Source organism: Pontibacter fetidus, assembly GCF_010119545.1.
GTDB classification, from domain to species: domain Bacteria; phylum Bacteroidota; class Bacteroidia; order Cytophagales; family Hymenobacteraceae; genus Pontibacter; species Pontibacter fetidus.
Window position 1 is genome coordinate 95,726 of record NZ_JAAEAA010000016.1, and the last position, 23,311, is coordinate 119,036.

At 44.9% G+C, this 23,311-nt stretch carries 17 protein-coding genes; 12 read left to right on the forward strand and 5 right to left on the reverse strand.

Annotation, left to right across the window (positions count from 1 at the left end; translation table 11 throughout):
• The first annotated feature begins 99 nt into the window (after positions 1–99).
• The 3 genes from GWO68_RS13105 (at position 100) to GWO68_RS13115 (ending at position 4,290) form a co-directional block, all read left to right on the forward strand.
• Entirely contained in the window at positions 100–2,535 is a 2,436-nt protein-coding gene (locus GWO68_RS13105) for a YfhO family protein (RefSeq protein WP_162346904.1), read from the forward strand.
• Between the two features lie 142 nt (positions 2,536–2,677).
• Complete coding sequence (locus tag GWO68_RS13110) at positions 2,678–3,577, forward strand: 1-aminocyclopropane-1-carboxylate deaminase/D-cysteine desulfhydrase (RefSeq protein WP_162346905.1); 900 nt, start codon at positions 2,678–2,680, stop codon at positions 3,575–3,577.
• Between the two features lie 83 nt (positions 3,578–3,660).
• The gene (locus tag GWO68_RS13115; RefSeq protein WP_162346906.1) at positions 3,661–4,290 is read left to right on the forward strand and encodes a DUF4230 domain-containing protein; all 630 of its coding nucleotides are present in this window, start codon (positions 3,661–3,663) and stop codon (positions 4,288–4,290) included.
• 55 nt (positions 4,291–4,345) lie between these two features.
• On the opposite strand, the gene GWO68_RS18055 is transcribed toward GWO68_RS13115, so the two are convergent.
• The 3 genes from GWO68_RS18055 to GWO68_RS13130 all read right to left on the reverse strand — a co-directional run bounded on the left by GWO68_RS18055 (position 4,346) and on the right by GWO68_RS13130 (position 5,688).
• A complete protein-coding gene (locus tag GWO68_RS18055; RefSeq protein WP_162346907.1) occupies positions 4,346–4,588 on the reverse strand; it encodes a PLD nuclease N-terminal domain-containing protein in 243 nt (80 codons plus the stop codon).
• Between the two features lie 116 nt (positions 4,589–4,704).
• Positions 4,705–5,070, reverse strand: coding sequence for a hypothetical protein (locus tag GWO68_RS13125; RefSeq protein ID WP_162346908.1), 366 nt, complete (start codon positions 5,068–5,070; stop codon positions 4,705–4,707).
• Between the two features lie 138 nt (positions 5,071–5,208).
• Complete coding sequence (locus GWO68_RS13130; protein ID WP_162346909.1) at positions 5,209–5,688, reverse strand: regulatory protein RecX; 480 nt, start codon at positions 5,686–5,688, stop codon at positions 5,209–5,211.
• A gap of 195 nt (positions 5,689–5,883) precedes the next feature.
• Here GWO68_RS13130 and GWO68_RS13135 point away from each other — a divergent pair, with 195 nt between their 5' ends.
• From GWO68_RS13135 to GWO68_RS13145, 3 genes are all read left to right on the forward strand, one after another.
• Positions 5,884–6,753, forward strand: a complete 870-nt coding sequence (locus GWO68_RS13135) for a DMT family transporter (protein ID WP_162346910.1) — start codon at positions 5,884–5,886, stop codon at positions 6,751–6,753.
• A gap of 96 nt (positions 6,754–6,849) precedes the next feature.
• On the forward strand, positions 6,850–9,441 hold the full coding sequence (locus tag GWO68_RS13140; RefSeq protein WP_162346911.1) for a DUF5686 and carboxypeptidase regulatory-like domain-containing protein: 2,592 nt from the start codon (positions 6,850–6,852) through the stop codon (positions 9,439–9,441).
• 66 nt (positions 9,442–9,507) lie between these two features.
• A complete protein-coding gene (locus GWO68_RS13145) occupies positions 9,508–9,816 on the forward strand; it encodes a hypothetical protein (RefSeq protein ID WP_162346912.1) in 309 nt (102 codons plus the stop codon).
• Between the two features lie 262 nt (positions 9,817–10,078).
• Here the strand turns inward: GWO68_RS13145 and GWO68_RS17965 are convergent, their stop codons facing one another.
• Together GWO68_RS17965 and GWO68_RS13150 are read right to left on the reverse strand one after the other, a co-directional pair.
• Complete coding sequence (locus GWO68_RS17965; RefSeq protein ID WP_262887496.1) at positions 10,079–10,204, reverse strand: hypothetical protein; 126 nt, start codon at positions 10,202–10,204, stop codon at positions 10,079–10,081.
• Positions 10,205–10,528: 324 nt separating this feature from the next.
• Positions 10,529–11,479, reverse strand: coding sequence for an EamA family transporter (locus GWO68_RS13150; RefSeq protein ID WP_162346913.1), 951 nt, complete (start codon positions 11,477–11,479; stop codon positions 10,529–10,531).
• Between the two features lie 218 nt (positions 11,480–11,697).
• On the opposite strand from GWO68_RS13150, the gene GWO68_RS13155 reads away from it, so the two are divergent.
• The 6 genes from GWO68_RS13155 (at position 11,698) to GWO68_RS13180 (ending at position 23,140) form a co-directional block, all read left to right on the forward strand.
• The gene (locus GWO68_RS13155) at positions 11,698–14,166 is read left to right on the forward strand and encodes a bifunctional UDP-N-acetylmuramoyl-tripeptide:D-alanyl-D-alanine ligase/alanine racemase (RefSeq protein ID WP_162346914.1); all 2,469 of its coding nucleotides are present in this window, start codon (positions 11,698–11,700) and stop codon (positions 14,164–14,166) included.
• Between the two features lie 474 nt (positions 14,167–14,640).
• Positions 14,641–14,889, forward strand: coding sequence for a FeoA family protein (locus GWO68_RS13160; RefSeq protein ID WP_162346915.1), 249 nt, complete (start codon positions 14,641–14,643; stop codon positions 14,887–14,889).
• An 11-nt stretch (positions 14,890–14,900) separates the two neighbouring features.
• Positions 14,901–17,054 carry a ferrous iron transport protein B gene (gene feoB, locus GWO68_RS13165; protein WP_162346916.1) on the forward strand — a complete coding sequence of 718 codons (2,154 nt, stop codon included), beginning with the start codon at positions 14,901–14,903 and terminating at the stop codon, positions 17,052–17,054.
• A gap of 780 nt (positions 17,055–17,834) precedes the next feature.
• Complete coding sequence (locus tag GWO68_RS13170) at positions 17,835–21,110, forward strand: SusC/RagA family TonB-linked outer membrane protein (protein ID WP_162346917.1); 3,276 nt, start codon at positions 17,835–17,837, stop codon at positions 21,108–21,110.
• 11 nt (positions 21,111–21,121) lie between these two features.
• On the forward strand, positions 21,122–22,648 hold the full coding sequence (locus GWO68_RS13175) for a SusD/RagB family nutrient-binding outer membrane lipoprotein (protein ID WP_162346918.1): 1,527 nt from the start codon (positions 21,122–21,124) through the stop codon (positions 22,646–22,648).
• 216 nt (positions 22,649–22,864) lie between these two features.
• The gene (locus GWO68_RS13180; RefSeq protein ID WP_162346919.1) at positions 22,865–23,140 is read left to right on the forward strand and encodes a hypothetical protein; all 276 of its coding nucleotides are present in this window, start codon (positions 22,865–22,867) and stop codon (positions 23,138–23,140) included.
• The last annotated feature ends 171 nt before the right edge of the window (positions 23,141–23,311 follow it).

The following is a 23,311-nucleotide window of genomic DNA, read 5'->3' on the forward strand; positions in this document are numbered from 1 at the left end:
AGTTTATAGTTTAAAAATGGCTACTGCAGGCGCTCATAATGCAGAAATAAAATAAAAGTCATATCTTTCAAGCTCTATATTGACGCATCTAAAACAGATATGACAGCTTCTATTAACTTTAAACGCGACATACTTCCTCACCTGATCGCGGTTCTTGTTTTCTTGGTACTTACGGCAGTGTATTTTGCCCCGGTCGTGTTCGAAGACAAAGGCATGGCGCAGCACGACATTCTGCAGTTTAGGGGTGGTGCCCAGGAAATAATGGCCCACCGCGAAAAGACCGGCGAAGAAGCCCTCTGGACCAACTCCATGTTTGGCGGTATGCCGTCTTACCTCATCAACACGCGCTATCCCGGCGATCTTTCAGGGGTAATTCATACAGTGCTTTCGCTTAACCTGCCGGCTATGGCGGGTAACATATTTGTAACGCTGCTGTGCGCCTACATTTTGCTGGTAACACTGGGCATGCGCTCGTGGCTGGCTATAGTTGGTGCTATCGCGTTTGGTTTTACGTCTTATAACATCATCATCCTGGAGGCAGGGCACAATACCAAATCTTTAACTATAGCTTATATACCAATGGTGCTGGCCGGCCTGCTGTATGCGCTGCGCAAAAACCTTTGGATAGGAGCTGCCCTGTTTGCGCTTGGCCTTACACTAAACCTGCACTTTAACCACCTGCAGATGACCTATTATATGCTGTTGCTGGTTATAGTTTGGGGTATAATTGAGCTGGTGTATGCAGCAAAAAACGGAACTATAGTAGAGTTGGTAAAGCGTGGCTTTGTGCTGTTGCTGGCGGCTGTGCTGGCAGTAGGCGTAAACTTTGGAAGGCTGGCTACAACAGCTGAGTATAGCAAATACAGCATCCGTGGTAAATCTGAGTTAACAGCGCCAAACAGCGGCGACAAAACAAGCTCTGGCCTGGATCGCGAATATGCCTTTAACTGGAGCTACGGCATCTCCGAAACAATGACCCTGCTTATACCTGATTTTTACGGCGGAAGCAGCAACACGCCTCTAGACAAAGATTCTGAAACCTATAAAGCCTTTGTGGGCATGGGCGCGCCGCCGGTGCAGGCCGAGCAGATCGTAAGCCAGGGCATACCAACGTACTGGGGAGCACAACCCATGACAAGTGGTCCGGTTTACGTAGGCGCTATCATTTGTTTCCTGTTTGTGCTGGGCCTGTTTATAGTTGACCGTCGCTGGACAAGCTGGCTGGTTGCCGGAACTATACTTTCGCTGGTGCTGGCCTGGGGGCATAACTTCTCAGCCTTCAACTATTTTATGTTCGATTACTTCCCGGGGTATAACAAGTTCAGGGCGGTAGCATCGGCACTGGTAATTGCCCAGATAACGATACCATTGCTGGCGATGCTGGCACTCTGGAGGGTTTTCCGGGACCGAGATACTATAAAAGAACTGGACAGAAAACTACTGATTGCTGGTGGTATTACGGCCGGTATCTGCTTGTTGGTTTGGCTGTTTGGCGGCATGGCCAGCTTCTCATCGGTGGTAGATGCACAATTGCAGCAGGCACAGTTCCCGCTTGATGCCATCCGTGCTGACCGAGAAAGCATGATGAAATCTGACGCCTTCCGCTCGTTTGCTTTTATAGTTCTGGCGCTGGGAGTGCTGTACTTCTATGTTAAAAACAAGCTGTCGGCAACTATAGCTATAGCTGGTGTGGGGGTGCTGGTATTAGTTGACCTCTGGACAGTAGACAAGCGTTACCTGGAAAGCGATGACTTTAAAAATCAGGTACTTACCAATTATTTCCAGCCATCGCCAGCTGACCAGATCATTCTGCAGGACAAAGACAAGAGCTACCGTGTTATTGATATGACCAATCCGTTTAACAGCGCGCGTAGTTCATACTTCCATAAAAATGTGGGTGGTTACCATGGTGCCAAGCTGCGCCGTTACCAGGATTTGATCGATCGTCATATCTCGCAGAACAACCTGGAAGTGCTGCGAATGCTAAATACGCGCTATGCCATTACCGGCGACCCGAAAGAGCCGGTGCAGCGTGTGCCGGGTGCCTTAGGAAATGCCTGGTTTGTAGATAATATCATGAAAGTAACCACACCAGATGCCGAACTGGAAGCTTTAGGTGATATTGATGCCGGCAAAACAGCAATAGTTGATGTTGCTAAATTCCCGGTTCAGGAGCAAAACTATACATCGGCCAACGCAACTATAAAACTTGCCACATACGAGCCAGACTATCTGAAATACGAGTACCAGGCAGAGAAACCAGGTTTTGTCGTGTTCTCGGAGATCTATTACGAAGCAGGCTGGCAGGCATATTTAGACGGTAAGCCGGTAGATCACCTGCGCGCTGACTATATTCTGCGCGCCATGCAGGTACCAGCTGGTAAACACACCATCGAGTTCCGTTTCGAGCCGAAGACCTATGCTATAGGTAATACTATTTCGCTGGTATCTTCTATACTACTTTTATTGGTGTTAGCTGGTGCGGTGGCTTACAGCTTTAAAAAGAAGGAAAGAGAAGAAACGATAGCTGTTTAACTATAGATTTTCTTGTCATCACGAACATAGTGAGAGATCTGTCTCAAATTCTAAATAGATTTCTCCTTTCGTCGCAATACAATGGTTTAAATTATAAAAGCCCCGACTATAAAAAGCCGGGGCTTTTGCGTACCTATACCTTATGCAGGCACCCTTACAGCAACTACAGCATCCGCTTTTGCAGCAGCATAACCTTACGCTTTGGGTAAAGCGCGAAGACCTGCTACACCCGCATATATCTGGCAATAAATGGCGAAAACTGAAGTATAACCTGCAGGAAGCGAAAGCGCTGGGCAAAGAAACTATAATTACATTTGGCGGTGCTTACTCCAACCACATTGCTGCCACCGCAGCCGCCGGAGCAGAATTTGGCTTTAAAACTATAGGAATCATTCGCGGAGAAGAACATTTGCCGCTTAACCCTACGTTGCAATTTGCCACAGCGCAAGGCATGGAACTACACTACGTTACCCGTGAAGCATATCGGCAGAAATCTGAATCAGCTTTTTTAGCTGAACTAGCCGAGAAGTATAATCAACCTTACCTGGTGCCCGAAGGCGGTACCAACCAACTGGCCGTAAAAGGCTGCACTGAAATTTTAGAAGACGTAACTATAGATTTTGACGTGATCTGTTGCGCAAGTGGCACAGGCGGAACTATAGCCGGTGTTATTGCAGGTTTAAAAGGAGAGAAACAGGTGCTCGGTTTTCCAGCACTAAAAGGCGGCGATTTTCTGAAAGAAGAGATTGAACAACTGGTCTATAACTATAGCGGTGCATACTATAGCAATTGGCAACTCATCACGGATTACCATTTTGGGGGCTATGCCAAAGTAAAACCTGAATTGTTGCACTTTATACAAGAGTTTCAAAAGCAGCACCACATCCCGCTGGAGCCGGTTTATACTGGTAAACTGTTTTATGGCTTATTCGACCTGATCTCGAAAGGCTACTTCCCGGAAGGTACACGGATTGTTGCTATCCATACGGGTGGTTTGCAGGGCAACGCCGGTTTTAAAGAGCGTTTGGGGATTAAGGTTTAGTTGGCAACAGGAACAGTTTTTGTAACCATAAGTATAAAACCCCTGTTTCATTTCTGAAACCCTATACTTAACTCTAAATCTGCATGCCCTTACTCCGAGTTTTAATTCGCCTGCTACCCTGGATACTGGTAATAACAGCCGGTATTTACATCTGGCGCAGCTTTAAAGACTTTTTTGGCGATGATAAAAAAGAACCAGCTGTTTCGGTAAACTATAACACCATACTTACATCAGTAGAAGAGCTGGGTAAAATGGAACTGGTGCGCTACAATTTTAAAGATGTAGTGGAGTATAAAAAGGAAGTGTCGCGGTACATACCGGATTCTAAAGTGGTGCTGATTGTGGCTGGCGAGGCAGTTGGTTGCGTAGATTTTACAAAAATTGAAGCGGGTGATATTGTGTTTGAAGGCGACTCTATAGTTCAGATAGCCTTACCCGAACCGGAAATCTGCTACTATAAAGTGGACCACAGCCAATCGAAGGTTTTCAGCAAAGAGAATACATATTTCCAGGATGCGGAGCTGGTAGAAGAAAGCTTTAAGTATGCCGAGCAGAATGTAAAAAGAGCTGCTCTGAACTCTGGTATACTTCGCCAGACGAAAGAGAATGCTGAAAAGATACTGAAACCGATGCTGGAAGAAATTACGGGCAAGCGTGTTGTACTTATTCCGCAACGCCGTATCCAAAACCCGGAGATGCCCCGCAAACTATAGTGATATAAAGTATAAGTGTACTATAGCGCATACTTATACTTTATACAATCTGTATCTAGTTTATCGTTCTAACTTTTTGCCTTCTCCCTATCAACAAGTAAAGTATAGCGCCCAAAAAAGGTATAAAAGCCACAACCACAAGCCAGATCAGTTTTGTTGTATTTTCTGAAAAGTTACCTAGGAGTAGGTCGATGATAGCCCAAAGCCACAAAGTAAATGGCACTACTGCAAAAAGTAGCAGCAGTACAACCTCAATAGGGCCTATTCCGCCAATAAAAAGTAAAGTTGTTTCAAGCATAGCAGTGGGGTTGAGTTAATAAGGTATGGGAATGTAAGAATACTTATTTACTTGTAGGTATGATCAAATGTGCTTATGATATAACCTATTTATAGTGTTTTTAATTTTTAATTTCTTCAAGAAGCTACATACAAAATTAAAAGCCAGCCCCCAACACACAAAGCAAGTAAGACGAAACACCAAATTAGCTTTACTGGAATTGTTAATTTGGCATATTGCTTTAAAAAAGGTTGCAAGTCTGTTCTTTTTAATAATATATAAGAATTAGTTTTATATAAGATAACTCCCATTACAAGAACGTAAATTGAAGAATAACTTGGTCCTAATTTAAAGCCCCAAATTGTTAATAATGCAGTTAGCCATAAAAATTGAATTAAAACAATTAGACTTATTGCTTTTTGAACTGCAAAACCATCATCATACATGTTTCTGGAAAAGCCATTTAATATAAAATAGGAAAAGATATATACTTTCTTAAGCATTCTCGTTATAAAGTTGAAGTGTTAAAGCGGTTAAATAATGTTCGTTTATAACCCACTCAAACTACGTTTCAATCAGTTTTAAAGAAGTGGACAATAAGCTAATATATAACTTATGCTTAAATAAATTCAGCGTCTTACTCAAGACTCCAAACCCTTCATTGCATCCTGCACCAGGTCATTCTCATAGCCTTTGCTCAGTAAATAGTAACTGAGTTTTTGCCGGCGGGTGAAGGGATTTTTCTCTTTCTCGGTTTGGTTCTTTTTTTCGAGTAGGTGCAGTAGGTTCTGTTCATATATTTCGGGGTCAATCTCTTTCATACCTTGTTTGATGCAGTAATCTGAGATGCCTTTCGCTTTTAAGCCCTGCATAATTTTACGGCGACCCCACTTTTTCAGGCTATACTTTCCACGCACATAAGCTCCGGCATAGCGCTCTTCGTCAATCAGTTTCTCCTGGCTCAGGCGTATAATCAGTTCTTCCACATCGTCGGGCTCCAGGCCGTAACTATAGAGTTTGGTGCGCACTTCCTGCTGGGTGCGTTCCTGGTAGGCGCAATAGGCAGCGGCTTTTATCAGCGCTTCTTTCGGGGTGTAGGTTTTCTGTTTTTTCTTCTCCAAACTATAGTTCGTTTACTAAGCTATAAACATAGTATAGAGTTAGAAAGTTAAAAAGTTTGGAAGTTAGAAAGGTGATTTTAGTTTGTGAGTTAGAGAGTTTAGGAGTTAAAATCTTGCAAATCTTTTCTAATCCTGTAAATCCTGATTCAGACAATCAACAATAAGTTACCTTTGCAGCCACAAGTATAAAAGTCTATGTTTTCGAAGGGAGTGCAGTACATGTTGCTATCGACGCTGTTTTTTGCGCTGATGAACGTGTGCGTGAAGCTGGTGCCGCATATTCCGGCCGTGGAGATCATCTTTTTCAGGTCAGTTATCTCTATGGCAATGAGCTATGCAGTGCTGCGCAGGCAGCAGGTGCCTATCTGGGGCACGCACAAAGGGCTGCTGATAACACGAGGCATAACCGGGGCGCTGGCACTTATTTTATACTTTACTACGCTACAAAATATTCCGCTGGCTACCGCGGTAACTATACAATACCTTTCGCCAATTTTTACCACCATACTGGGCATTTTTATAGTGAAAGAGAACGTGAAGCCCTGGCAGTGGGTGTTCTTCCTGGTGTCGTTTGCAGGTATATTGGTAATTGAAGGTGTGGATGTGCGCATTTCGCCGTTTTACTTAACTATAGGAGTAGCCGGCGCAGCCATTTCTGGAATATCGTATAACATAATTCGTAAACTCAATACACGAGAGCATCCGCTGGTTATCGTTTTTTATTTTCCGATGGTAGCGCTGCCTTTTTCTGGTATCTATAGTTTATTTGAGTGGGTACAACCCGTAGGCTGGGACTGGGCTATACTGCTGCTGGTAGGTGTTTTTACACAACTGGCGCAATATTACATGACCATGTCGTACCAATCCGAAGAGCTCTCTAAAGTAGCCAACCTGAATTATGTAGGTATTTTTTATGCGCTGGGCTTAGGGTTTATCCTGTTCGATGAAAGCTTTTCTGTAGGCTCTTATGTCGGTATGGCGCTGGTGTTGGTAGGTGTAATCCTGAACATCAGGTATAAAAGCAGACTCGCTCAAAAAGTCGAATTAGTAACACAGGAAAAATAAACTCAGTATAAAAATGAGATAAAGTATAAAATAAGCGTATAATATGTAACGTTTACTATATTTATTCCATATAAGGCCAAACGCTTATCTACCCTTATGCGCTTCAACCTTTTCGTTACACTTTTTATACTTCTGCCTGCCCTATGTTTTAGTGGTACGCTGCGCGGCCGCCTTACCGACGAGAATGGGCAAGGCCTGCCATTTGCCAGCATCTACATAAAAGAAACCACCAGCGGCACTGCCACCAACGAAAACGGCTATTATAGCCTGCAACTCGACTCCGGTATCTATACTTTGGAGTTTAAGTATGTTGGCTATAAAGCAAAAACCGAAATTGTAAAAATAAACGGCCACCCCGTAGAGCTGAACGTGCAGCTCCTGCCCGAAGTGCTTAACCTGAAAGAAGTAGTAGTGCGCGCCGCCGACGAAGACCCGGCTTACCCCATTATGCGCAATGCTATACGGCTGCGGAAATATCACCAGAACGAAGCTCTTGCCTGGAGCGCCCGCGTGTACATGAAAAGCGTAGCCCGCATGGATAAAGTACCGAGCAAAGTATTGGGCATTCGGGTAGTGGATGTGGACACAGGTATTGTATACTTATCAGAATCGGTGTCGCAGTTGCACGTGAAACGTCCGAACAAGATAAATGAGCGGGTGATCTCTTCGCGGGTGAGTGGCCAGAAAAAAGGCTTTAGCTTTAACCAGGCCTCTGAAATGAACGTGAGCTTTTACGATAACCTGCTGAAGATTCAAGGCCTGAGCGAACGCGGTTTTGTGTCGCCGCTGGCCAATAATGCCCTGTTCTTTTACAAATACCAGTACCTGGGCGCTTTTGAGGAGAACGGCCGAACTATAAACAAAATAAAAGTAATACCCCGTCGTCGTAACGATCCTGTTTTTGAAGGCATTATTTATATCTGCGATGGCGCTTGGCGCATACACAGCACCGACCTGAAACTGACCAAGCGGGCAGGTATAGAGTTCGTGGATTTTATACGCGTGCGGCAGGTATACGCCCCGGTGCTGGAACATGTCTGGATGCCGGTATCGCAGAAATTTACCTTCGAGGCTGCCGGGTTAGGCTTTAAGGGCCGTGGTTATGTAACAGGAGTTTACTCGAACTATAAAGTGCAGGCTGCTTACAAAAAGCCGCCGGTGCTGGAAGAAATAGAGCCAGAACCAGAAGTTATCGCTGCTGCTACCCAGGCTGCCAAACCAACGCCTAAACCAAAGTTCAAAATAATAGAGCCGGAAAAAGCTGACCCAGCAGAAAAACCGCTTCACCCGGATAAGCTGTTCAGCAAAGAGATACTGGTTATAGAAGAGAAATCGAACAAGCGCGACTCTTTGTATTGGGACAAGATCAGGCCGGTGCCGCTCACCAAAGAAGAATCGAAAGACTATGTAAAAAAAGATAAGCTGGAAGCTGTCAAAGAATCGAAAGTTTATCAGGACTCCCTGGACCGCATCCGTAACAAACCGACTTTCGGCAACCTGTTTTTGAGCGGCTATACTTACCGCAACAGCTACGAAGACAATTACCTGCGCTTCGACCCGCTGATAAGCCCGACCAGTAACAGCATATTGCAATACAATACCGTGGAAGGTGTGGTAACAGATGTGAAAGTAACCTATGGCCGCCGCTTTGATGACCGCCGCCGTTATGTAATAGAGCCGGCTGTGCGCTATGGTTTCTCTAACCAGAAACTGAATGGTAAGTTACGGGCTGCCTATGTGTATAACACCACTACTAACAGCATTGTGCAGGTAGAGGGCGGCCGCTATGTACAGCAGATAAATAACACCGACCCAATCTCGCCGTTTGTGAACGCTGCCTATACCTTGGTGGCGGAAAAGAACTACATGAAACTATACCAGCGCGATTTTATTCGGCTGTCGCATAGAGGTGAGCTGGCAAACGGGCTGCAGTTAACAGCCAATCTGGAGTACGCGCACCGCATGCCGATGCAGAACACCGCTTTCTATAGTTTTAAAAAGAATAACCCGGAAGGTGGCACCAACTTTACGCCCAACGTACCAGAAAATGCCGAGCTGGTAGATGCTACTTTTATGCCCCATGAAGTTTTAATGGCTTCGTTTTATGTAAGTATAAAGCCTGGGCAGCGCTACATTACCCGCCCAGACCAAAAGATAAACCTTGACTCGAAATACCCGACCTTTAGTTTAGCGTACCGAACCGGTATAAAAGCATTTGGCGGCGACATAAAGTATAGCACAGCAGCCATTGGCATTAACGACGAAGTTGGCTTTGGCTTATTTGGTACCAGTACTTACAATGCATCGGCCGGTGTGTTCTGGAACAAAGACGAAATGACGCTGCTGGATTACCGCCACTTTACAGGCAATCGTACTTTTTTTGCCGGCAACTATAACGGTTTCCAGTTACTCGATTATTACAAGTATAGCACCAACAACAATTACCTGGTAGCTAACTACGAGCATCATTTCAATGGTTTCCTGTTTAATAAAGTACCGCTTCTGCGCAAGCTAAAGATGCAGGAAGTTTTCAGCCTGAATTACCTGAACACGCAGCAATCCCGGAATTACGTGGAGTTAGGCGTAGGGGTAGAGCATATCCTCAAAGTGCTGCGGGTAGATTTTGTTACCTCGTTCCAGGAAGGGCAGAAAGCGCGCTCAGGTATAGTTATAGGGTTGGGTTTCTGACATAGGCTTCCATAACTTATTGATAGTACAGCCGTTAAAAAAGCCAGGAATAACAATCAGATGACTATGAAAACGAAGCTATCTATATTTAAAACAGGTGTGGCTGTGGCCTTTGCAGCTATGGTTGGGTTTGGCTGCGGCCAGCAGGACACGACCACCGAAGCCGAAACTGATACCGGAACCGCCGATGCTATAGTTGCCGGAGACTCTTCAGCAGCTAACCTGAACAACCCACGTCCAGCACCAATCGGCGACACCTCGGTAAATGCCAACCAGGCCGACCAGTTCGGCGAAATGAACCCAAACCAGGACTCAGCGGCACGTGCCCTGCATGAGTTGGATAAACAAAAGGAACAGCAGAAACCAAAACAGTAACTATAGTTTACAACAAAGCAACAGCCTTGATGCAGTAAGTGTCAAGGCTGTTTTTTTATGGTCTTTACTTCTTTTGTCATTTCGACGCAAGGAGAAATCTATTTCAGCTTATAGTTGCAAGACCTGGCAGCGTGCGCAGCTCCTGCTAGCGTCAATTGGTATAGTTGAATTCCGCTGCAACTCGAACCAAGCTATCCTTTCAAACTTCTTTCAATCCTGAGAGCTCTACTAACCTATAGTTTTATAGTTAGCTTTGGTGCCCTCACGGCCGGGAGGCCTCGTCTTCTAGCATCGCGCTGCTTTCGCTTCCTTTGCCCGTTACCTCGCAATGCCTGGCGGCACCGGAACCTCTCGAGGCGCTCAACCCAAAGACTGTGAAGTTTCTCATAGCTATAGTTCTTCTATAGTTTGAACTTGCTTGCTTCGAACTTTTTCTCGTGGCTATAATTCCGTAGGGACAGGTCGTGACCTGTCCGATCCGTGAACTGTAACTATAGAACTATAAACCCAACTATAGCAACGGCAGAATAGTCCCCCTTTGAAGGGGGTAGGGGGATGATTAACGGCAACCGCAAAACGACATCTGTAACTATGGCTAAGGCAAAAAAGCTCCCCGCCTTAGATAAGGAGGGGTTAGGGGTGGTTGGACTCTCACAACTATAAAACTTTAGTAATCCAAAAGCTCCCTCTCCTGTTTTTGGGAGAGGTAAACCTACTTAAGTATAGTTGCTGCCGAAGTGGGTGGTACAGGCATTCCGTCTCCAGTTTTTCTTCGTTTTTTCAGGTTCAGGTTATAGATAATGACCGAAATAAAGATTAACACATAAGCCATTACTTTTACCGGCGTGGTCTCTTCGTTAAAGTATACAAAGGCTATCACAAAGTTCATGATCGGGTTAATGTACATCAGGATGCCAATGGTGCCGGAGGTAAGCTCTTTCAACGCATAAAGGTTCAGGAACAGCGGCAGCACGGTAAACAACGCGCTCAGGATGCTCACGTTCAGGAAAAAGTGGCCATCTAAAACTATAGTTGAGTCGCCTTTAAAGAAACTATAGAAAGGACCAATGAATACAAAAGCCAGCAACAGCTGCAATGTAAGCAACACGATCTTATCATAAGCACGCAAAATGCGCTGGGTTATCAGGTAAAAGGCATAGCTCATCGCAATCAGCAAACTAAACAATAAACTGGTAAGCTCACCTGTCCCGATCAGTATACAACTAATGATGCTAAGCCCGATGGCCAGCCATTGGTTTGTTCGCAGTTCTTCGTTCAATAATAAAAAGCCCAGCACAGCCGTGAGTATAGGGCAGAGCAAATACGAGAAAGAACCTGTCTGGATGTTGATGTGGTTGATGACGTAAATGAACGTAAGCCAGTTTAGGGTTAGCAGTATACCGCCCAGCAAAGTGTAAACTATAAACTGGCGCTTTGCGTTAGCAGCCCCTTCGGTTACCTGGCTGTATGTCTGGCGTATAGTGTCTCTTCTGAAAAAAAGCGATATAATAAGCAGCAAGCTAACTGATAAGGCAACCCGGAAGTATAAGATCTGCCCGCTGGGGTATGCGGCCAGCGCTTTAAGCGGAAAAGGTATAAATCCCCAGATAACAAAAGCCGCAATGCCAGCCCCGTAAAAGGGATTTGCTTTAAGTAATTTCATGGTAAGTATAAAAAAGGCTACAAAGGTAGTTAATTGCTTTTTGTTAAATAGCTGCTTTAACCGCAGATTGATGAGGATTAAATTGATTAGATCTGATCATTCATCCTGAAGCTCATTTACCGTTTTAATATTAAATCATACTAATCTCAGCTATCATCTTTAATCCGTGGTTCAGACAATTTCTTTAACTTTCCGATCTTAAACTTTTACTCGCGCTTATGCTTACTTTTCAGAAACTTGCTTCTGTTACCCACGGAGATGTGCTGCAGTTTGTGCAGCAGCATCCTGTTATACATCTGCTAACTGATAGTCGCAAACTGTCGCAGCCGGCGGGTACGGTGTTTTTTGCTGTAACGGGTAAGTATAACGATGGGCATAACTACCTGGCAGCGCTTTACAAGCAGGGCGTAAGGCAGTTTATAGTTGAGAAAGCACAGGACAGGCGAGGCTTTGACTATAGTAAACTATACCCCGAGGCAAACCTGTTACTGGTTAAAGATAGCCTGCTGGCCCTGCAGCAACTGGCCGCCTGGCACCGGGCACAATTTAAAATTCCGGTAATTGGCATAACTGGCAGTAACGGCAAAACTATAGTTAAAGAGTGGCTGGCCCAATTACTTAGCCCCGATGAGTTGGTCGTAAAAAGTCCGCGCAGTTATAACTCGCAGTTGGGTGTTCCGCTCTCGGTGTGGCAGCTAAACAGTAACCATACGCTGGGTATTTTCGAGGCCGGTATTTCTTTGCCCGGCGAAATGGAAAAACTACAGCCCATCATTCAGCCAACTATAGGCATTTTTACCAACATCGGTACCGCTCACGACGAAGGCTTTACCTCGCGACAGCAAAAAGTGCAGGAAAAGCTGAAACTGTTTAAAGATGCAGATGTACTTATTTACTGCACCGATTACGAGCTGCTGCACGAGCAGGTCCGGAAGCAAAAGATAAAATCCTTTACCTGGAGCCGCCACCAGGAGGCCGATATAACGATAACAGCCACTACCACAGCCGGCCATAAAACGATAGTGGTGTATACGTACCGCGGCGAAAAGCAACGCCTGGCCTTACCTTTTACCGACGAAGCATCCGTAGAAAACGCCCTGCACTGCCTGGCTGTGTTGCTATACCGCGAAGTTCCTTTCGCCGAGATACAAGACCGCTTAGACAAACTGCACCCGGTTGCCATGCGATTGGAGATGAAAGAAGCTATAAATGGTTGCTACCTGATAGACGATACCTATAACAATGACCTGGCGGGTCTGGCAATTGCCCTTGACTTACTGGCCAACCAACCGCAGCGCGGCAAACGCACCATTATCCTTTCTGATCTCCTGGAATCCGGTTTGTCTGAAGATGCGCTCTATAGCCAGGTGGCTTTGCTGATCAGTAACCGCGATGTAGATAAGGTAATAGGTATTGGGCCAACTATAAGCCAGCATCAGTTAGAGTTTTCGGGAATAGCCGAGTTTTATCATAACACTGCCGATTTTCTGGAACAGTTTAACCCCGATGATTTCCGGAACGAGCTAATATTGGTAAAAGGTGCCCGCGTGTTCGAGTTTGAGCGTATTGTGCATGCGTTTCAGCAGAAAGTACACGGCACAGTGCTGGAAGTAAACCTGGATGCGCTGGTGCATAACCTGAATTTTTACCGCTCTAAGCTGGCTCCGGATACCAAACTGATGGTAATGGTAAAAGCTTTTGCGTATGGCAGCGGCAGTTTCGAGGTAGCCAATTTGCTGCAGTTCCATAGGGTTGATTACCTGGCCGTAGCCTATGCCGATGAAGGTGTAATGCTGCGCGAAAACGGAATTACGTTGCCAGTCATGGTCATGAACCCATCGCCGGACAGCTTTGCCAAACTACGCCAGCATAACCTGGAGCCTGAAATTTACTCGCTGGAGTTATTGCAGCAGTATATAAAAGATTTGCCGGATACTACCACACGCCACCGCATCCACCTGAAACTGGATACCGGCATGCACCGCCTCGGATTTACCCCCGAAGATTTTGACGCACTTTTTCCGTTGCTGCAGCAGCATCCTCAAATTCAGGTTGTAAGCACTTTTACCCACCTGGCCGGTGCCGACGAAGCCCTGCATAACGACTTTTCCCAGCTACAGATCAGTAATTTCAGAACGATGGCTGAAGAGGTGGAAACGAGGTTAAACTATAAAGTTATCAAGCATGTGCTTAATTCAGCTGGTATTGTTCGGTTCCCCGAACATCAACTGGATATGGTTAGGCTGGGCATTGGTTTGTATGGCGTAGAGGCAACGGGCTCGGAGCAGGAAGCGCTTAAACCGGCAAGTACACTTAAAACTACCGTGTCGCAGGTTAAAACTATAGTTAAAGGAGAGACCGTAGGCTATAGTCGTAAAGGCATTGCCGACGAAGATAAAACCATCGCAACTATAGCCATTGGCTACGCCGACGGCTACGACCGACGTTTCAGCAATGGGGCAGGGCAGGTCATCATTAACGGAAAGCGCTGCCCGATTATCGGTAACGTATGCATGGATATGTGTATGGTTGATGTTACCGGGCTGCAGGTAAAAGCCGGCGATGAAGCTATTGTTTTCGGCCCGAAACTCACCCTCACCGATATGGCTACCCGTATCGGCACCATTCCTTACGAATTGCTCACCAATGTAAGTTCGCGCGTAAAACGCATCTTCTTTTCGGAGTAGGTTTAATTGTTGAAGGCTGAAGGTTAAATCTTCTTCCCGATAGGGGACCGCATTAATCTATAGTTTTTTGAGAATCTATAGTTTTTTGAGCCTGTTTAGAGTTTTCTGTAGTAGGATGCAGGGTGCCCTTGCTGCGTGTTTTCACCAGCAAGAACATGCCTGTGAAAATATAGCTGTTGGTGAAAATACCAACAACGGCCGGTTTTGACACTATCTTCCAAATGACTAAACAGCTTCTTTATGTAAAATCTATAGTTTTATAATACCGCTGGTATTTAAATCCCTAAATCCTGAAAATCCTGATTCAGACAATTAACAATTAACCATCAATAATTAGCAATTAGCAACCAGCAATCTATCAATTCAACCATTTAGCTAGCAACCCTCAACCATTTAGGTAAAACTTTTGCTTTAAAGATGAACACCTTGTAACTTGCGGTTGTTTATAAACAGTCTAAATAAAAACAGCTTACGGTGCAGAAAAGGGTAGAAGAGCATAACGACAAAAAAAGTGTACGCGACCTAAAGATAGGGGAGTACGGAACAATTTGCTGCCTGAAAGATCCGGAAATGGGTTTAAAGCTTCTGGAGATGGGTTGTTTGCCAGGCACACAGGTAAAACTGAACAGCCGCGCCCCGCTCGGAGACCCGATTACCATTATCGTGAACGACTATACCCTTTCACTGCGCCTCGACGAAGCTGAAACTATAATGCTGAAATAGCAACCTTTTACATGACTGTAGTAACCCAACCTGAGATAGTGGAGAACCCACCCGTTGCAGCTGGCAACCCTGTGGCCCGGGTGGCCCTTGTTGGTAACCCAAACTCAGGTAAAACATCCTTATTTAACCAGCTTACCGGCCTCAACCAAAAAGTAGGCAATTTCCCGGGTGTTACCGTTGATAAGAAAACCGGTGTCTGCCAGCTTAGTGCCACCCAAAAAGTGCAGATCATCGATTTGCCGGGTACCTATAGTTTGTACCCTAAGTCGCTGGATGAGCGCGTGATCATCGACCTGCTCTACGACCCGGCCTCGCAGCATTACCCCGACCTTGTTATAGTTACCGCAGACGCCTCGAACCTGAAGCGTAACCTGCTGCTGTTTACCCAACTCGCCGACCTTAAAATACCAGCTATACTTGCCCTTAACATGGTAGATGTAGCCGAAAAAGAAGGCGTGAAGATTGACGTACCGGCGCTGCACAAAGGTCTGGGCGTGCCGGTTATTCCCATGAATGCCCGCAAAGGGATAGGTATAGCTGCCCTAAAGATTTTGATGTCGCAGCAGCTGGAGGCAACCCCGGTGCAGTTTTATACCTTGCCACAGGAGCTGAGACCGCTTACCGATACTATAAAAGCGCGCTTCGGCCTTAACACCGATTACCTGGCCCTGCATTACGCGCACCAGTACAGAAGCCTTAAGTTTTTAACTGCCGAAGAAGCCGATTGGATCGAAGCGCTTGTACAAACCCATGAGTTTAAATCTAATGTAGCCCAGGCCGATGAAACGATAGCCCGCTACACGTATATAAATGAGTTGCTACTGGATGTGGTGCGCGTAGAGCGCGTGGAGAAAGACGAGAAGTTCAGCAACCGCCTCGACCAGATCCTGACGCACAAAGTTTTTGGCTACCTTATTTTCCTGGCTATACTTTTCCTGGTGTTTCAGGCAATCTTCACCTGGGCCAGCTATCCCATGGATTTAATAGACCAGGGGTTTGCCAGCCTTAACGGTTTGATACAGGATAACTTTAACGGGCCTCTGGTAAACCTGCTTACCGAAGGTATTATTGCCGGGTTAGGTGGTGTGCTGGTGTTTGTGCCGCAAATTGCGATACTTTTTGCCTTTATAGCTATACTTGAAGAAACCGGCTACATGGCTCGCGTTACGTTTATGATGGATAAGATCATGCGTAAGTTCGGGCTAAATGGCAAAAGTGTGGTTCCGCTTATTTCCGGGGTGGCCTGTGCTGTTCCGGCGGTTATGTCGGCCCGCACTATAGAGAACTGGAAAGACAGGATGATTACCATCTTTGTGACACCGCTTATGAGTTGCTCGGCCCGTATCCCGGTTTACACGGTGCTTATTGCGCTGGTAGTGCCCGAGAAATATTACTTTGGCTTCCTTAACCTGCAAGGTATCGTTCTGATGGGCTTATACCTGATCGGTTTCCTGGCTGCCATTTTCTCTGCCCTATTATTAAAGGTGTTGCTGAAAGCCCGCGAGCGCAGCTACTTTATAATGGAGTTTCCGGTGTATAAAATGCCCCGCTGGAAAAACGTAGGTATAACTATAGTTGAGAAATCGAAAGCATTTGTGTTTGAAGCCGGTAAAGTAATTGTAGCCATTTCGGTTATACTCTGGGTGCTGGCATCTTATGGCCCTGGCAACAGTTTTGAGAAAGCCGAACAAAAAGCTATAGTTGAAGCAAAGCAGCAAAACCTTTCCCAAACCGAGTTAGACAATTTGATCAGCTCGCATCAGTTGGAGTCTTCTTATGCCGGTGTTATTGGCCGAACGATAGAGCCTGTAATTGCCCCGCTGGGTTACAACTGGAAAATAGGCATTGCCCTGCTTACATCGTTTGCTGCCCGCGAGGTGTTTGTGGGTACTATGTCTACCATCTATAGTATAGGCGAAGAAGAAAACGTAAGTACTATAAAGAATAAGCTGATGATGGAGAAGGACAAAGATGGAAACCCGTACTTTACGCCGGCCCGCTCCTTCTCGCTCATGATCTTTTACCTGTTTGCAATGCAGTGTGTAAGTACGCTGGCTGTAGTTCGCCGCGAAACCAAAAGCTGGATGTGGCCATTGGCACAGCTTATTTATATGAGTGGCCTGGCATACGTTATGGCTTTTATAACCTACCAGCTACTGAGCTAAACACTTAAATCCTCCCCTCTTATTCAATCCTGAGCTTTTCATCATAACAATTTCTGGAAGGCTCAGGATTTTTAGTTTTCCTGACCAAGCTGACCGCAACACCACGTAAACGATTGATTGTTATTCGTATACCAACCTGTCAGCCGTTTAGCTTACATAAATTTTACTCCATTTCTAGAAGATATCAACTATAGAAATGCCCTTCAGCGTTTAAATTTCGGCTTATATAGTAAACATTATGTAATATTATACGTTAAATTCGATTGTTTCTTCAAAATATTATATTTGTAATGTGTGTATTTCAGGGCCTTATTGCGCTGCTTAAGGATAGGGAAATGCATAAAAAGCAAATAAATGTGTATTAAATATTTGTTATAAAAGGTATTAATGCTTATTATTGAAGTATCTCTCACCTTAAAACTTAGTTAATCTATGGAGCACCCTTTACTCACTATTACACTTACAACTACTGCATCACCATTCTCATAAAGAATAGCTTGCTTAAAATAAAAGTGCGTAACACGCTAACTATAAGCAAACTATGCAATGGTGGTTACTTCGTTTCGGCCATGTTCCGAAAGGCGCTACTACAATCAGTCAGAGTTTAAGTTTAGTTGCAACTCCTGAGCAATGCTGTTATTACCAGCTGTTTTCTTCGGGTTTACCGGGGGCGTAACAGGAGGTTTGTTTGCCTTAACCGGCAGTCGTGTTTGGATATTTTTATTTGAAATATTGCCTTATTACCAACTTTAACTTTTTTCTTATCTAAAACTAAAGCAAATGAAAAAACTTCTATTGTTGAGCTTTTTGCTGGTCTCTGTCTTAGTGCAGCAGGCTATGGCTCAAGGTAGGGCTGTTTCCGGAAAGGTGACAGATGCCACTACTAACCAGCCCTTACCAGGCGTATCCGTTCTGGTAAAAGGAACTACTGTAGGAACTGCCACTGGCGTGGATGGTTCTTTTACGCTTAACGTGCCTGAGGGCGGCAATACACTGGTATTCCGTTATATCAGCTACAAAACTGAAGAACGCGCTATCGGTAACAACACTACATTTAATGTAGCCCTGTCTACTGATGCAAAGCAATTAAGTGAGGTTGTTGTAACTGCACTTGGTGTTGAAAGAGAAGTAAGAACAGTAACTTACGCAGCACAGGAAGTTCAGGCCGAAGACCTTAACATTACCCAGGGTACTAACATTAAAGATGCGCTTGCTGGTAAAGTAGCAGGTGTGCAGTTAAATAGCCAGGCAGGTTCTAAGTTAGGTCAGTTCGGTAAGATCCGTATCCGTGGTGCCATCTCTTTAACAAGTGATGCTGATCCACTTTACATCATCGACGGTGTACCAACTACAAACCCTAACGACGTTGACATGAACAACGTGGAGTCTGTAAACGTTCTAAAAGGACCAAACGCAACTTCACTTTACGGTCAGCGTGCTGAAGCCGGTGTGGTAGTTATCACAACTAAAAAAGGCGCTAGCGGCCTTTCTGTAGAGCTTGATAACTCAACTACATGGGATAAAGTAGCTTACCTGCCTAAATACCAGAACCTTTATGGCAGAGGTTATGCTGACGGTGTAGGCTTCGGCGAATTCGCTTTCGATCCGGAAGCTCATCCAGCTGAGTGGGAAGTTTTCAACGGCAAGCGTTACATCCAGTGGGATGACAACTATGCTGATGAAAGCTGGGGTGAGAAATTTGACGGCCAGGATTATGTTCCGTGGTATGCTTGGTGGCCTGGTACTGCCGAGAAACCTAACCCTTATTTCGGTAAAACACAGAAGTATGTGGCTCAGCCAGATAACATCAAAAACTTCTACGAAACTGGTTTAACCCAGAAAAACTCAGTTGCTATCAGCGGTGGTAGCGATAAATTCAATGCACGTTTATCTTACACTAACCTGAAGCAGAACGGTATTACGCCGTACAGCGAGTTAAACAAGCATTTTGTAAACACGAACTTCAACTTCAATGCAACTGATAAGCTTTCAGTTACTTCTAACGTTCGTTTCACTACATCTGAAGTTCAGGGTGACCAGGACGATGCTTACGGTAACCAGACATCAGGTTCATTCAACTCTTGGTTCGGTCGTGAAGTAGAAACAGATAAACTGAAAGAACTGAAAGACCTTGTTAACTTCGACGGTAACTCAGTTTCTTGGAACTGGTGGGGTCCTGACTACTACACATTCGGTGGTGGTTACAAAAAGCCAGCTTTCTGGTTCAACCCTTATACTTTCCTTGAGCGTTACGACCAGATCAGAACTAACAACAACGTAACTGGTAGCTTAACTGCTGCTTACAAGTTCTCTGATAACTGGGATCTATCTGTAACAGGTTCTAGAAACGCTACAAACTATAAGTTCGAAGAGTATTTCCCATTCTTCCTTGCTAACTCTGCTGCTCCTGAGCTTTACAACGCCTGGATCAACGGTTTCGGCCGTACTGAGATCACTGACAGCGAAAACAACTTTAGCTCAATGTTAAAGTACAACAACAAGTTTGGTGAGTTCGACGTGACTGCTTTCGTAGGTGGTAACATCAGAAAAAACGATTACCAGGGTTTTGAAGCGCGTATGCAGCTGGATGCTAAATCTGGTGGTCTGATCATTCCTGACGATTACAGATTTGCTAACGCAGGTGTAGTTCCTTCTCCAAACACAGCTTTCAGAAAGAAGCAGGTTAACTCACTTTACGGTAACGTGTCATTAGGTTTCCGCGACATGTTATACATCGATGGTAGCTTAAGAAAAGACTGGAGCTCTGCACTACCTGCAGATAAAAACGGTTACGCATACCCAGGTATCGGTGCCAGCTTTATCTTCACTGAAATGTTAGGCGATAACTTCGAGTACCTGTCTTTCGGTAAATTAAGAGCTGGTTGGGCACAGGTTGGTAACGACGTAGGTGCAAACCAGATCAACCCTGCTTACAGAACAAGCTCTCAGCCTTTCTTAGGTTCTGACCTGCTAGTTTGGACACCACTAACATTAGTTGATCCAAACATTGAGCCTGCTAAAAATACGGCATTCGAAGCTGGCTTCGACCTGAGATTTATCGATGACAGAGCTGGTTTAAGCTTTACTTACTACGATGAGAAAAGAAAGAATGAGATCATCCCTGTGAGTGTGTCTCGTACAACTGGTTACGGTTCTTACCTGACTAACGCTGGTCAGTCATCAAGAAAAGGTATTGAAGTTGCCGTTGATGGTGATATCTTCAAGTCTACTGATGGCTTCAACTGGAACATCACAATGAACTACGCCAGAAACAGAACAACTGTAGATGCACTTCCTAAAGATCTGACTGCAATTACAGCTCCTGGTGGTGGTTCTGCTTTCGGGTTCGTTTCTGTTATCCACGAGCTTGGCAACAACTGGGGCCAGATCAGAGGTAGAGGCTTTGCCAGAGATGAGCAGGGTCGTTTCATCCTTGACGCTGAGTCAGGTTACCACGAAACAGTAGCTAACCAGTATTTCGGTTCAGTTCTTCCTGATTTCACAGGTGGTGTTATCAACAGAATGAGCTTCAAAGGCTTAACTCTTGCAGCTGCTGTTGACTTCCAGAAAGGTGGTAAATTCTTCTCTCTTACTGAGATGTGGGGTGGCTACTCTGGTCTGACTGAAGAAACTGCTGCTATGAACGACAGAGGCAAAAACATCCGTGATGCAGTTGCTGATGGTGGTGGTGTACACGTAACAGGTGTTGATGCTAACGGCGAGACAGTTGATATGTATATTGAGGCTGTAGATTACTTCTCTCAGTTCCAGGCAAACACAATCGCTGAGCCATTCATCCACGATGCAAGCTTCATCAAGCTAAGAGATGTAAGCCTTTCTTATGACCTTACTAACGTACTTAAAGACGGTATCCTGAAGAACAACCTGATCAAAGGTGCTTCTATCGGTGTAGTTGGTCGTAACCTATGGTTAATCTCTGTATCTGATGACAACAAAAACCGTTGGGACCCATCTGAACTTGCTCAGACTTACGGTGAAGATGGTCAGGTACCAGGTACAAGAAGCTACGGTGTAAATGTTAAGTTAACATTCTAATTTTACGAGTAATGAAAAAGAAATTAATATATATATTACTAGGCTGCACGCTGGCACAGGGTTTTACTGCCTGCGACACTGTAGACTTTGGTGATACAAACGAAAACTTAAACGGCCCTAAGAAGGTATACCCTGCTGGTTTGATGTCAGGTGCCATGATGTCATTTGCTACAACTACTGGCCGTTCTAACCTTTTGGTTCCTACTTTGCTGGTGCAGTATCAGTCTCAGGTTACTTACACCGATGAGATGCTGTATGCTGAGTCTCCATACTCATGGGCAGAGTATTATAACAACATGCTGCCTGCGCTTAACCTGGTAATTAAGTATAACCAGGATGAGAAGAACCATACATCAGAACTGTTAGCACAGGGTGCCCCTGAGAACCAGATCGGTGTTGCCATGATCATGAAAGCGATCGTGATGAAGCGTGTAACTGATACCTGGGGTGATGCTCCATATTCAGAAGCATTAAAAGGTATTGAGAACCTGACTCCAACTTATGACAAGCAGGAAGATATCTACAGATCTCTGATCGCTGAGCTTAAGCAAGGTAGAGATATGCTGGATGCTACGAAAGCTTCACCAATTGGCGATATCATTTATGATGGTAACGTAACAAAGTGGAAGAAACTGGCTAACTCTGTATTATTACAGATGACGCTTCAGTTGTCAGAAACCCCAATTGTTGATTTCGCAAAAACTGAGTTCAACGCAGCGCTTGCGGATCCAAATGGTGTAATTGATGAGATCTCTGAAGAAGCTTGGTTTAAGTATGACAAAGTTGTTGAATTCAACAACCCTTATACTCCAAACAGAGCAGCTGACTACTTCTTATCAGGTGAGTTTGTAGATGCTATGCAAGGTGATGCTCCTGGAAGCTCACTAAACCCTACATCTAACCACACACCAGATGGTCGTCTTGCGATCTTTGCTGTAAACACAACCAGAGAAGGTGTTCCTTATGGTTATTCAGATGAAAGTGGTTCAGGTAAAAACCAGATGAACAAAAACTACTTCTGGAATAACATGGCTCCGCTTCCAATGATGACAGCTTCTTATACTTACCTGAACAGAGCAGAAGCTGCTGCATTAGGCTGGACTACAGAAGTTGCTACAGATATGTTAACAAAAGGTATTACAATGTCTTTTGAAACATTAGAAGCACATGCACTACCTAAAGCTAACACCTTAACTGCTGCTGAAGTAACGAAAGTATCTGCAGTTAGCGAGAAAGGTCCTGCTTATGCCGCTGCAAGAGTAGCTGATGCTGCTACTGTAGGTATACTTCAGGTAATTGGTGAGGAGAAATGGAAGTCATTGTTCCCGCAAGGTTTCGATGCATGGGCTGAATGGAGAAGAACAGGATATCCTGAGTTAACTCCGGCAACTGATGCAGTAAACAGCGGTGCAATCCCAACCAGATACTTGTACCCAACTGAAGAAGCAACTGTGAATGGTGCTAACAGCAAAACAGGTATCTCTACGCTTTCACCAGCTACAGATAAAAACGACTCTAAAGTTTGGTGGGATCAATAATCTGAACCACTAATTAATAGAAAGGCTACCTCAAATAGAGGTAGCCTTTTTTATTGCCCGGATTAAAAAGTATGAGCAGTATAAACTATAGCTATAGTTGTATAAAAATGAATGGTCAAATCTGAGGCTTTTAAAAAGTGAAACTATAGGTTAAAACTTTTCGATCAGTGCTTCAGGCACTTAGCCCCTACCTGGTAAAAACTTTGGGCGTAGCTCTTGCATCCTGAAAAAGAGTGTGTACTTTTGCAACCCGTTCAGCAGGAAGGGAGAGAGGAAAAGAGGGATTTGAAGAGCATAAGCTGCAGGCGGATAAACCTCTTCTGTGGTGAGCCAGGGCTGTTTGCAGCCACCCGCCTTCGAAAACTTTCTGAAAAAACTTTTCTTGCCCGCTTGCAAAAGCAAAAACAAAAGGTGTATCTTTGCACTCCCAACGCGGCGGCAGGCCAGGCGGGAAAAGAAGCTGAAACGCAAGCCTTTTTAGCTATTCACTAGTTCAGGTTTTCACCTGAAACGAGAGGCTGAAAAAAAGAAAAGAAATTTTTCACTGGCCACTTGCAGAATGAAAAAAGCTTCTTACCTTTGCACTCCCAATCGGACAACAGGTTGAAAGGGGCGAATAAACTAAGAGAGTAACAACCACGATCACAACAGGTGATCGCCCTG

Excerpts from the sequence above, each read along its gene's own strand:
- GWO68_RS13105 (WP_162346904.1), top strand. The coding sequence starts at position 100 with ATGACAGCTTCTATTAACTTTAAACGCGACATACTTCCTCACCTGATC.
- GWO68_RS13110 (WP_162346905.1), top strand. The coding sequence starts at position 2,678 with ATGCAGGCACCCTTACAGCAACTACAGCATCCGCTTTTGCAGCAGCAT.
- GWO68_RS13115 (WP_162346906.1), top strand. The coding sequence starts at position 3,661 with ATGCCCTTACTCCGAGTTTTAATTCGCCTGCTACCCTGGATACTGGTA.
- GWO68_RS18055 (WP_162346907.1), bottom strand. The coding sequence starts at position 4,588 with ATGCTTGAAACAACTTTACTTTTTATTGGCGGAATAGGCCCTATTGAG.
- GWO68_RS13125 (WP_162346908.1), bottom strand. The coding sequence starts at position 5,070 with ATGCTTAAGAAAGTATATATCTTTTCCTATTTTATATTAAATGGCTTT.
- GWO68_RS13135 (WP_162346910.1), top strand. The coding sequence starts at position 5,884 with ATGTTTTCGAAGGGAGTGCAGTACATGTTGCTATCGACGCTGTTTTTT.
- GWO68_RS13140 (WP_162346911.1), top strand. The coding sequence starts at position 6,850 with ATGCGCTTCAACCTTTTCGTTACACTTTTTATACTTCTGCCTGCCCTA.
- GWO68_RS13145 (WP_162346912.1), top strand. The coding sequence starts at position 9,508 with ATGAAAACGAAGCTATCTATATTTAAAACAGGTGTGGCTGTGGCCTTT.
- GWO68_RS17965 (WP_262887496.1), bottom strand. The coding sequence starts at position 10,204 with ATGAGAAACTTCACAGTCTTTGGGTTGAGCGCCTCGAGAGGTTCCGGT.
- GWO68_RS13150 (WP_162346913.1), bottom strand. The coding sequence starts at position 11,479 with ATGAAATTACTTAAAGCAAATCCCTTTTACGGGGCTGGCATTGCGGCT.
- GWO68_RS13155 (WP_162346914.1), top strand. The coding sequence starts at position 11,698 with ATGCTTACTTTTCAGAAACTTGCTTCTGTTACCCACGGAGATGTGCTG.
- feoB (WP_162346916.1), top strand. The coding sequence starts at position 14,901 with ATGACTGTAGTAACCCAACCTGAGATAGTGGAGAACCCACCCGTTGCA.
- GWO68_RS13170 (WP_162346917.1), top strand. The coding sequence starts at position 17,835 with ATGAAAAAACTTCTATTGTTGAGCTTTTTGCTGGTCTCTGTCTTAGTG.
- GWO68_RS13175 (WP_162346918.1), top strand. The coding sequence starts at position 21,122 with ATGAAAAAGAAATTAATATATATATTACTAGGCTGCACGCTGGCACAG.